Genomic DNA, 9,491 nt, shown 5'->3' with positions numbered 1-9,491 from the left:
CATCCCCGAGGAACCACCCATGCCCGAGACGACGCCGGCTTCGCCGGATCCCGCGCCGGCGCCGCCCGCGCCGCCCAGCACCCCGCCCCAGGAGAGCCCCGTGACCACCACCGCCCCGCCGGAACCCACCCGCGCCGCGCAGACCGCGCCCGATCTCGAGGCCATCCGCGCCGAGGCGGACCGCGCCGCCGTCGAGCGTATCGCCGCCTATGAGCCGGTGCTGGCCGCCGCCCGTGGCCTCGTGACCGCCGACATGCTGGACGCCATGCGCGAGGCCGCCATCCGCGACCGCATCTCCCCCGAGGTCCTGCGTGGTCGCCTGTGGGACGCCTTCGCCCAGAGCGCGCCGCGCCCCTCCCTGCCGGCGCGCCCGGAGACCGGCCCCGGCCAGGACGACCCCGCCAGCCTGCTCGACGCCATGGCCGAGGCGCTCGCCGCCCGCTCCATGCCCGGCTACCAGGCGCCCAGCACGGGCCCCGGCGCCGGCCGCCACGTCGAATTCATGGGCTGGCGCCCCTCCGACATGATGGGCGAACTGCTCCGCGCCCGCGGCGAGCGCAACATCCCCCGCAACCCGACCATCCTGGCCGAGCGCGCCTTCCACACCACCAGCGACTTCCCCGCGCTGCTCTCGGCCGCGGCCAACAAGATGCTGCTCGCGGCCTATGCCCCGGCGCAGCCGACCTATCGCACGCTGTTCCTCCGCCGCGACTTCCGCGACTTCAAGCCGCACCGCCACCTGCGCGTGGGCGACTTCCCCAACCTCGTGGCGCTGTCCGAGAATGGCGAGATCCAGGCCGGCACCATGTCGGAAAGCCAGGAGCTGGTGTTTCTGCAGACCTTCGCGCGCCGCATCCGTGTGACGCGGCAGATGCTGGTCAATGACGATCTCGGCGCCTTCACCGACTTCGCCTCCATGATCGGCCGGCGGGTCGCCGACTTCGAGAACGCCACGGCCTATGCCCTGGTGAACAGCGCCAACGGCGACGGCCCGACGCTGGTGACCGGCGCGGCCCCGGTCTTTGCCACCGGTGCCGCCCGGCTCAACAAGGCCGGCGCCGGTACGCTGCTGGATCTGCCGAACCTGGCGCTCGGCCGTGCGGCGGTGATGCGGCAGCGAACGCTCGACGGCCTGCCCATCGCAGTGGGGTCGCAGATGCGCCTGCTCGTCGGGCCGAACCAGGAGCTCGCGGCGCGGCAGCTCACGGTCTCCGTCCAGGCGACGCAGACCAGCAACGCCAACGTCTATGCGGGCTTCGTGCAGCCGCTGGTCGAGCCGCTCATCCCGGCCAACCGCTGGTACCTATTCTCCGATCCCTTCGCCGCCCCGGTCTACGTCTACGGCTACCTGAACGGCGCCGAGGGGCCGCAGGTCACCACCGGCAACGTCCAGGGCGTCGACGGCGTCGAGGTCAGCGTGATCTTCGACTTCGGCGTGGGCGCCATCGACTGGCGCGGCGCCTGGTTCAACCCGGGCACCTGATCCCGGCTCCCCGTCCATCGTGAACCCAGCAGAGGGCGCCCCACCGGGCGCCTTCTGCGTTTCTGGAGCTCCCATCGCCATGCGCAACTACGTCCAGCCGGGCAACAGCCTGGCCATCGCCGTCCCCTATGCGGGCGGCATCCTCTCCGGCCAGGGGGTCCTGGTCGGCGCGCTGTTCGGCGTCGCCGCCGTCGATGGCGCGCAGAATGCCATCATCGAGGCCGCCACCCAGGGCGTCTTCGACATCACCAAGGAGCCGGCGCTCGCGATCACCGCCGGAGCGCGGGTCTTCTGGGACAACACCAACCGGCGCATCACCACCACGGCCACCGGCAATTTCCAGGTCGGCATCGCGAGCCTGGCGGCGCTCGCGGCGGACACCACCGTCCGGGTGTGGCTCAACCGCGTGCCGGCGATCGGCACATGAGCATCGTTCCGAAGGCCACGCGGGGCTACCGCAACCGCAACCCGGGCAACATCGAGCACGTCCCGGCCAACAAATGGCAGGGCCTGGCTGAGCCGCCCTCGGATGGACGCTTCTGCCGCTTCACCAGCCACGAGTTCGGCATCCGCGCGCTCGCGGCGCTGCTGGTCACCTACCAGGACCGGCACAAGCTGCGGACGCCGCGCGCCATCATCGAGCGCTGGGCGCCGAAGATCGAGAACGACACCGCCGCGTACATCGCGGTGGTGGCGCGGCGGATCGGTGTTGGGCCGGACGATCCGATCGACTTGCATCGGCACGATCACCTCCGCCCGCTGGTGGAGGCGATCATCCACCACGAATGCGCCGGGCTGAGCTATCCGGCCGGCGTCATCGATCGGGCGCTCACCCTGGCCGGGGTTCCGCCAGCCGCGCCAGCAACGCTCCGCGAGGTGGCGGCGGCCACGGGAACCGGCCGTGGCGCGGTCCTGGTGGGCGCGGCGGGCATCGCCACCGCGGTGGCGCAGGCCGCCCCCGCCATTCAGGCGCTGGGCACGCTGGCGCCCGCCGTCGCCATCGCGGTCATCGCCGCCGCGGTCGTCGGCGTGCTCGCCTGGCGGCTGCGGCGGCCAGCGTGAGCGCCTTCGCCGCGGCCATGGATGCGCTGGCCGCGGATCCGAACATCGGCACGCCTGCGACCTACCGCGCCGGCGGGACCGGGGCGCCGGTGCTGCTGCGCGTGGTCCGCTCGGCGCCGGACCGGCTCGGCGACGCCTTCAGCACCAGCGTCATCCAGGCCAGCGACGTGCTGACGGTGGCCATCTCTGTGCTGCCCGCGGTCGAGGCGGACGACACCTTCACCCTCGGCGCCGACACCCTGACCGTCCGGCACGCCGAACGGGACGCCGCGGGCATCGCCTTGCGCGTCTTCTGCCGCCGGTAGGAGCACCGCCATGATCGACCCCGAACGCATCGGCGGCATCGTCGGCGAGGCACTGCTCGCCGGCGCCCTGGGCGCGCTCGGGGCGATGGCGCGCTTCTCCTCCACCGACCGGCCGCTGCTCACCCGGGCCTATCTGCTGCACGCGCTGGCTGGCGGCAGCCTCGGCACCGGCGCCTGGCTGATCGCGCATGCCTTCGAGCTCGACGGCTGGTGGCTCTTCGCGGTGGCCTGGCTCGCCGGCACGCTCGGCTATGCAGCGCTGCATGACCTGCTGCTGCGGATCCTCAGCCGCAAGTTCGGCGGACGCTGATCCATGCGGCTCGGCGCCAGCATCGTGGGCGATCTGCGCAAGGTGTTGGCGGACGAGGTGCGCGCAGGCGAGCGCGCGGCCATGACCGCGATCCGTGCCGAGACCGAACAGGTGAAGGCCGAGCTGCGGCGGCAGGTCACCACCGCCTTCTCGGGCAACGCCCGCGGCATCGCCAATGCCTGGCGGTCGAAGATCTTCCCGCGGTCTGGGCAGTCGCTGCGGCCGGCGGGGCTGGTCTTCACCAAGGTGCCGAACGTCATCGACGCCTTCGAGCGCGGCGCGCTGATCCGGGCCAAGGGGGGTGGAAAGTTCCTGGCGATCCCCACGGGCTTCAACGCCGCGCGCGGGCGCCGGGGTCGCGGTGAGAAGGGCATGCGCGTCACGCCGGCCCAGATGGTCACCTCCGGCCAGGCCTTCCTGCGCCCCTTCAAGTCGGGCCGGGGCTTCGTCTGGTGCCTGCCGCTGCGGCAGGGCGAGCAGACCGGGCGGCGTCGCCGAACCCGGCTGGTAGCGGGCGGCGTGACGGAAGTCGGCACCGCCAACCGCAAGGGGCGTGAGGCCTGGGCGCGGGGTCTGCTGGAACAGGGGATGGTGCCAATGTTCCTGCTGCTGCCTCAGGTGAAGCTCGCCAAGCGGCTCGATGTGCGCGGCGCCGCCGAGCGGGGGTTGCGTCGCCTGCCGGGGCGCTTCGTGGCGGCCTGGGAACGTGAGAGCGGGAGGGCCGCGTGAGCACGCGCGAGACGGCCATCACCGCGCTGCACAGCCGGCTGGTCACGTCGCTGGCCGCCAAGAACCCGACCCCACTTGTGCTGCGGGGCGAGACCATCCCGCAGCGTATTCCACCGGGCGGCATCGTCGTGGTCCGCGACGGCGAGACGGTGGAGGAGACGCCGATACTCTCGCCGCTGGCCTGGCAGATCGAGCATCGCGCCGAGGTCGAGATCACCGTCGCCGGCGCCACGCCCGCCGCGCGCAACGCCCTGCTCGACGCGCTGCTGGTCGATGTCGCCGCGGCCATCACCGCCAACCGCACCCTCGGCGGCGCCGTAGAATGGGCGCAGCCCGGCAGCGCGTCCTTCGAGGATGTCGAGTTCGAAGGCGCTGCCGCGGCCCGTGCCGCCGCCATCCCCATCACCCTCTGGTTCACAGCCGCCGGCTCGTCGCTGGCCTGATCCCTTCCCAGGAGAAAGCCCATGCCCCGTGCCATTGGCGCGAATTGCCGTCTGCTCATGCTGCCCGAGATCACCTACGGCACCGCGCCCGGCAGCAATTGGCGGCGCATGCCGTTCCTGTCCTGTGACCTGGGCGCTGAGCAACCGCTGCTGGATGCCGACGTGATCGGTGTCGGCAGCAACCGCGATCCCGCCGCGCCCTTCCTCGACACGGTGACCGTGGCCGGCCAGGCGGTGGTGCCGGTCGATCTCATCAACATCGGCCACTGGCTAAGGCTATTGCTCGGCGCGCCGACCACGACCGGCACGACGAACTTCATCCACACCTTCGGCTCGGGTGCCGCCTCGCTGCCCAGCAATGCGATGGAGATCGGCTATCCGGACGTGCCAAGCTTCGACGTCTGCACCGGCGTGCGAGCCGACACGCTGGAGATGGACTTCACGCCGACCGGCGCAGCGACGGCGACCTTCGGGCTGCTGGGCCAGGGCTCGGTGCGCACCGGCGCTACCTCAGGTGGCACGCCGACCAGCGCCGCCTACACGGCCTTCAACAAGGCGCAGGGGTCGATCACCCGCAGCAGCGTGGCGCTGGCGCAGGTCACTGGCGCACGGCTCACCTACGCGAATGGCATGGAGGCGGTGCGCACCATCCGCGCCGACCGCCGCGTCGAGGGCGTGGATCCCGGCATCGCGCGCTGCACCGGCCAGATCACCGTGCGCTTCGAGAACACGACGCTGCTCGCCCAGGCGCAGGCCGGCAACGCGGCGGAGTTCGCCATGGCCTTCACGATCGACGCCAACCGCAGCCTGACCATCACACTGCACGAGGTCTATCTCGCGCTGGCCAAGACGCCGGTCGAGGGGCCGGCCGGGGTGGAGGCGAGCTTCGATTTCCGCGCCGCGTTCAACCCGACGGCGACACGGATGATGACAGCGGTACTTCGGAACCAGCAGGCGGGGACGGAGTACGCCTGATGTCCGATCGGCATATTAGCCGGATTCGGGTACGACCGGGGCGTTGGCGATGGGTGCTGCGAATGGCGGCTTTGCGGTCATCCTCGCCGTTCAGCTAGGTTCGGCCCAATCCCAAAACCTGCCGGTCGTTCATCCAGCCCTTAGTGGCCGCATGAATTCTCCCGTATCGGATCAAAGCCTCCTGGGAAGCAGCGGGCACTCCCGGTCGCAGGCTTGAGCAGTTGCGTACGGCTGGCGCATGGTCGTTGCCTTCGAGATGACGATCAGGTCAGGGGCGCTGGCGACTACACCGTCGTCAATCATTCCTTGGTCACCCATCGAGTGCTCCAGGAAGTATGTCGGGCTCGACGCCCCCCGCCAACGCCCGATGAAATCTTGCATATAGCAACAAGCCGTTCGCGCTCAGGTTGCGGTTGGGCTGCCCATCGGCTGTAATCGACGGCCTTGCACGAGCCGGATCGATGCAGCCGACCGAATCGAAGTTATACCCGCCACGCCGCCGCCCGGGGAACCCGAGCGCCGGTGCCTGTGCCTCGGGCTAGGATGGCGAACGGCGAAGCGGATCGCGACGGGTCCGATGCCGACGCGGGAGCCCTCGCTCGCGCGCTCGCGACCCTGCTGAATCCGTCAAAAATCGACGGCGTGGTGAACTGTTGCGTCCGGGCGGTCCATGACGAAGCCTGGGAAGGCCCCCGGACGGGGCTGCTGCACGTCCGGTTTGGCGAGGACAGGCCAAGGGTGGAGGACCTCGCCGACATCCTCTGGACGGAGTGCATGTACTACGCACTCCCCCGGCGCAGGCAGGAGAGGTTCCGCCGCGAGATCGCTGCGGACATGACGGCGGTCGCGCGATGCTACCAGGCCGTCAGGAACCTCTTCATCGACTTCAACGCCCGCTATCCCGAGCGCGCAAGCGAACTGGGCGAAGTGCTGGCGTACTGCCTGGTGCAGGAGCACCTCGGGGCCGCGCAGGTGGCGAGCAAGATGTCCTTGAAGACGGCGGCCAACATGCCCGTCCATGGGCTCGACGGCATCCACGCGGTCTTCGAGAACGGCGCGCTGACGATCTACTTCCTGGAGTCGAAGCTGGCGAGCGAGGGCCGGCGGGGCGTAGCGTCCTACGCCGCGTCGGCCGCCGAGTTCCTGGGCGACCGCCGCCAGTACCTGCGCGAGTACGAGATCGTCGCGGACCTCGGGAACCTAGACGCGCTCGAGGGCGAGGCAAGGCAGCGCGCACTCGACCATTTCGACGTAATCGGCCACCCCGAACTCAGACGCAGGGAACGGTTCGTCGGGATCATCTGCCATTCGGAACCGGGGCACTTCGGCAAGCGCCTGCCCATACGCGACGACCAGCCCCCCGACATCCACGAGCGCGACTTCGCGGAACGCTACGCCGCCGACCACGGAAACCTTCGGATTGCAGCGAGGAAGCAGTTGCTGAAGCATGGTGCGGACCCTGCGAAGGCGATCGTCCTGTTTGTGGCGGTGCCTGACGTGCGCGAACTGCGGAAGGCATTCTATGTGGCGATGGGCGTGGCCGAACGGGAGCTGCCGCTCGACGGCGACGACCTCGCCATGGACGACGACGAGGACGCGGGAGGCGACCCGGCATGAGCTTTGCATTGGATCTCTCGGCCCGCATGGCGGGCCACGCGGCGTTCTCGGACATATTGCGGCGTCTGGAGAGCTCGGGCGCCGCCCGCTCCATCGCTGCCGAGATCGAGATCGTGACGGAGCCGCCCTCCGACGAGGATCTGCACAAGCTCCTCTACTGCGCGGGCGTCTTCGTGCAGACGGACGATCTCGCCTACCGGCGCATGGCGCAGTCCATCGCCCTGAACTCGCTCATCGTCGCGGGGGGCGACGAGGGAGCGTACCAGCGCGGCCGCCGCATCCTGACGGACCTCGGCAACTTCCCCGCGCTAGACCGCGTTGGCCGCGAGGGTGCCGAGACCGGGCCCTCGTTCCTCGACGCTCTCCGCCGGACCCTTTCGCGCGAGTTGAACACCGTCAGGGTCGGAGACCAGTGGATCCCCCTGACCGACTTCCAGAAGGACGTCTGGGACGAGTTGCCCGACGCGCGGGCGATCGCCATCTCGGCGCCGACGTCTGCGGGCAAGTCGTTCCTCGTCATCGAGCACCTGTGCCGGCAGGTCGAGCGGGCGGCGTCCTTCCACGCCGTCTACGTCGCTCCCACGCGGGCGCTCCTTTCGGAGGTGAGCGCGAAGATCCAGAGGCGCCTCGGCGAGGCGGCCGACGTGAGGATCACCACCGTGCCGACGCAGGACCCCTCCGGCCCGGACCGCCAAGTCTTCGTGCTAACACAGGAACGCCTCCAAGTGCTGCTCGCCGCGTCGGCAATGACGTTCGACCTCGTCGTCGTCGACGAGGCCCAGAACCTCTCGGACGGCTCCAGAGGAATGATCCTCCAGGACAGCGTCGAGCAGGCGGTCAGCCGAAGCGGGACGACGCGCCTCGTGCTCCTCGCACCGGGTGCCCGCGGCTTTGAGGCGGTCGGCGCCTCGTTCGGCGCGCCCGACCTCACCGTGGCGCGTTCCGAACTTTCCTCCGTCCTCCAGAACAGGATCCAGTTGAGGAAGGCGAAAGTCGGCAACGCGCTCGAACTGGACCTTCTGACGCCGGAAGGTCCGCGGCGGCTCGGCACCTACCGGAGCGGGCGGGGTTTCGACTTGCCGGACAGTCGACTGGCGGCCGCGGCCCTCGAGCTGGGCTCGACAGGGGGATCCCTCGTCTACGCGACAGGCCCAACGGACGCGGAGAAGGTCGCGCGGCAACTGTCGCACGGCCTTGAGGACAATGGCGACCCCGCGCTGTCCACCATCTCCGATTTTGTAAAGAAGCACATTCATCCCGACTACACGCTCGCCGGGATGATCCGGAAGGGCGTGGCATTCCACTATGGCAAGATGCCGACTCTCCTTCGCGAGACCCTCGAGGGCGCCTTCCGCGACGGCCACGTGAAATTTCTCGTCTGCACAACGACGCTGTTCGAGGGCATCAACCTTCCGGCAAGGAACGTCTTCATCGATACGCCCACAAGGGGCACTAAGAAACCGCTCGCTCCCGCGGCGCTGTGGAACTTCGCTGGGCGCGCCGGGCGCATGTCCGCGGACATCGTCGGCAACGTGTTCCTCGTCGACTACGAGGACTGGCCGGACAAGCCCTTGGACGATTTCGTCGGTTACGAGGTTCAGTCGGCGTTCCTGCGGACGGCGTCCGAGGTTCCGGAACGCCTGCTCGGAGCCTTGGGCGGCACCATGCCGACCGAGTCGCCGCACGACGAGGATGCCGGACGGGTGAGGGCAGCCGCCGGACTGCTGATTTCCAAGGCCGCCAGGAACGAGGTCCGCGGGTACGTCGAAAGGACCCTCGCCAGCCTCGACGAGGGGCTGCGAAACCGCCTGACCGTGGCGAGCCTCGCTGCACACGAGAAGATTGGTCTTCCAGCGACGCTGCTGGCGACGAACTGGACCGTCGATCCGTTCGGGCTGCGTCGGCTCTACGACAACATGCTGAAGAAGGTCGCGGAGGAGAAGACACTCGAACTGATACCCATCAGCCCGCTCGAAAAGGGAGCGTCCGACAGGTACGGCGGGATCTTCGCTAGGATCCACCGGGAGGTGAATCGCGGGGACGTCGGTTTTGCTGGCCTCGTTTCGGGCATTGCCGTCCGGTGGATGCGTGGAGTGCCCTATCCGGTCATGCTCGCGAAGGCCGTCGAACGCCAGAAACGGCACGACGACAAGAAGCGTGAGAAGAACAGGATCCAGCGCGAGCGGAACCCCGCCAGCCGGGTCAGGGATCCTGGCGAGATCGTCGTGGACGACGTCGTTCGCAGGGAGTTCGACCTCATTGAGGACCAAGTACGCTTCCGTTTCGTCCAGCTTGGCAAGGCATACATCGACATCCTCAACATCGTGCTCCGGGAGACCGGCCAGGAAGGGTTGATCGGCGAGGTCTACGATTTCCCTTTGGCGTTGGAGTTGGGCATCTCGACCAAGGCCGGCTGGTCGTTCATGGAACTCGGCCTGTCCCGGATCGCTGCGGTGGCCCTCCAGCCGGAGTTTCCCGACAGCAACCTAATACTACTGTGTCACATAATGGTGACGCTGAGTGAGGCGGTGGCAGCAGGGACATCGCGGCATGCTGCGGGCAAGTTC

General features: G+C 69.2%; 10 protein-coding genes. All 10 read left to right on the top strand.

Features of this window, described 5'->3' with window-relative positions; translation table 11 throughout:
- Positions 1–100 precede the first annotated feature (100 nt).
- The gene (locus J3S20_RS29520) at positions 101–1,483 is read left to right on the top strand and encodes a Mu-like prophage major head subunit gpT family protein (protein WP_246603431.1); all 1,383 of its coding nucleotides are present in this window, start codon (positions 101–103) and stop codon (positions 1,481–1,483) included.
- A 79-nt stretch (positions 1,484–1,562) separates the two neighbouring features.
- Positions 1,563–1,910, top strand: coding sequence for a DUF2190 family protein (locus J3S20_RS29515; RefSeq protein ID WP_216840513.1), 348 nt, complete (start codon positions 1,563–1,565; stop codon positions 1,908–1,910).
- On the top strand, positions 1,907–2,545 hold the full coding sequence (locus J3S20_RS29510) for a structural protein (protein ID WP_216840512.1): 639 nt from the start codon (positions 1,907–1,909) through the stop codon (positions 2,543–2,545). Before J3S20_RS29515 ends, J3S20_RS29510 begins: the two co-directional genes overlap by 4 nt.
- The gene (locus tag J3S20_RS29505) at positions 2,542–2,850 is read left to right on the top strand and encodes a head-tail joining protein (protein ID WP_343215338.1); all 309 of its coding nucleotides are present in this window, start codon (positions 2,542–2,544) and stop codon (positions 2,848–2,850) included. Before J3S20_RS29510 ends, J3S20_RS29505 begins: the two co-directional genes overlap by 4 nt.
- A 10-nt stretch (positions 2,851–2,860) precedes the next feature.
- Entirely contained in the window at positions 2,861–3,160 is a 300-nt protein-coding gene (locus J3S20_RS29500; protein ID WP_092963389.1) for a hypothetical protein, read from the top strand.
- A gap of 3 nt (positions 3,161–3,163) precedes the next feature.
- A complete protein-coding gene (locus J3S20_RS29495) occupies positions 3,164–3,889 on the top strand; it encodes a DUF6441 family protein (protein ID WP_216840511.1) in 726 nt (241 codons plus the stop codon).
- Complete coding sequence (locus J3S20_RS29490) at positions 3,886–4,332, top strand: hypothetical protein (protein ID WP_216840510.1); 447 nt, start codon at positions 3,886–3,888, stop codon at positions 4,330–4,332. Before J3S20_RS29495 ends, J3S20_RS29490 begins: the two co-directional genes overlap by 4 nt.
- A gap of 21 nt (positions 4,333–4,353) precedes the next feature.
- Entirely contained in the window at positions 4,354–5,307 is a 954-nt protein-coding gene (locus J3S20_RS29485) for a phage tail tube protein (RefSeq protein ID WP_216840509.1), read from the top strand.
- Positions 5,308–5,850: 543 nt separating this feature from the next.
- Positions 5,851–6,924: a HamA C-terminal domain-containing protein gene (locus J3S20_RS29480; RefSeq protein WP_216840508.1), complete on the top strand. Its 1,074-nt coding sequence runs from the start codon at positions 5,851–5,853 to the stop codon at positions 6,922–6,924.
- Positions 6,921–9,491 (top strand): DEAD/DEAH box helicase (locus J3S20_RS29475; RefSeq protein ID WP_216840507.1); only part of this gene is annotated, 2,571 nt, incomplete at its 3' end. The genes J3S20_RS29480 and J3S20_RS29475, both read left to right, overlap by 4 nt.

Origin of the sequence: Falsiroseomonas tokyonensis, from assembly GCF_019024325.1 — a bacterium.
In the GTDB taxonomy this organism is placed as follows: Bacteria; Pseudomonadota; Alphaproteobacteria; order Acetobacterales; family Acetobacteraceae; genus Falsiroseomonas; species Falsiroseomonas tokyonensis.
This window is presented reverse-complemented; position numbering and strand designations above follow the sequence as displayed.

Coding starts and splice junctions, on each gene's coding strand:
- J3S20_RS29515 (WP_216840513.1), top strand. CDS start 1,563: ATGCGCAACTACGTCCAGCCGGGCAACAGCCTGGCCATCGCCGTCCCC.
- J3S20_RS29510 (WP_216840512.1), top strand. CDS start 1,907: ATGAGCATCGTTCCGAAGGCCACGCGGGGCTACCGCAACCGCAACCCG.
- J3S20_RS29500 (WP_092963389.1), top strand. CDS start 2,861: ATGATCGACCCCGAACGCATCGGCGGCATCGTCGGCGAGGCACTGCTC.
- J3S20_RS29495 (WP_216840511.1), top strand. CDS start 3,164: ATGCGGCTCGGCGCCAGCATCGTGGGCGATCTGCGCAAGGTGTTGGCG.
- J3S20_RS29485 (WP_216840509.1), top strand. CDS start 4,354: ATGCCCCGTGCCATTGGCGCGAATTGCCGTCTGCTCATGCTGCCCGAG.
- J3S20_RS29480 (WP_216840508.1), top strand. CDS start 5,851: ATGGCGAACGGCGAAGCGGATCGCGACGGGTCCGATGCCGACGCGGGA.